The following is a 932-nucleotide window of genomic DNA, read 5'->3' as shown; positions in this document are numbered from 1 at the left end:
CTCGAGCTTCTGCAAGAGCTGGTGCCCACTGCCGAGGACAATGTGAACCGTCACATCTCGATGGCGCGGGAGTGGCACCCTCACGACTACGTCCCGTGGGACGAAGGTCGCAACTTCGCCGCACTCGGCGGCCAGGACTACGACCCGGAGCAATCCAAACTCTCCGACGTCGCACAGGCCGCGATGATCACCAACCTGCTCACCGAGGACAACCTGCCGTCCTACCACCGTGAGATCGCCGAGAACTTCTCCCAGGACGGCGCCTGGGGAACCTGGGTCGGCCGCTGGACCGCCGAGGAGAACCGGCACGGCATCGTCATGCGCGACTACCTCGTGGTCACCCGCGGCGTCGATCCCGTCGCCCTCGAAGAAGCCCGCATGATCCACATGACCAACGGCTTCGCCTCACCGGCAGGATCGCAGACGGGGCTGCTGCACTCGGTCGCCTATGTGACCTTCCAGGAACTCGCCACCCGCGTCTCGCACCGCAACACCGGCAAGGTCTGCGACGATCCGATCGCCGACCGGATGCTCCAGCGCATCGCCGCCGACGAGAACCTGCACATGATCTTCTACCGCAACATCACCGGCGCAGCGATGGACATCTCGCCCGATCAGACGTTGCAGGCGGTCTCGGACATCGTGACGAACTTCGTCATGCCCGGTGCCGGGATGCCGAACTTCCGCCGCAACGGTGTATTGATGGCCAAGCACGGGATCTACGACCTGCGTCAGCACCTCGAGGACGTCGTCTGGCCGGTTCTGCGCAAGTGGAGCGTATTCGAGCGCAACGACTTCACCGCACGCGGTGAGAACAAGCGCGAAGAACTCGCCGCGTTCCTCGAAGACCTCGAGCGGCAGGCCACCAAGTTCGAGGAGATGCGTGATCGGTCCCTCGCCCGCGAACGCGCGAAGGCCGAAGCACGCGCGTC

The 932-nt window shown here is 64.7% G+C and carries 1 protein-coding gene; it reads left to right on the top strand.

All coding sequences use genetic code 11. From position 1 onward, the window contains the following. The coding region (locus CH256_RS05810; RefSeq protein ID WP_094669074.1) for an acyl-ACP desaturase at positions 1-932 on the top strand (932 nt) is incomplete at both ends.

The organism is Rhodococcus sp. 05-2254-6, assembly GCF_002258565.1.
Taxonomy (GTDB): Bacteria; Actinomycetota; Actinomycetes; order Mycobacteriales; family Mycobacteriaceae; genus Rhodococcoides.
The sequence above is the reverse complement of the archived record's forward strand: the minus strand, read 5'-3'. Positions and strand labels throughout refer to the sequence as shown.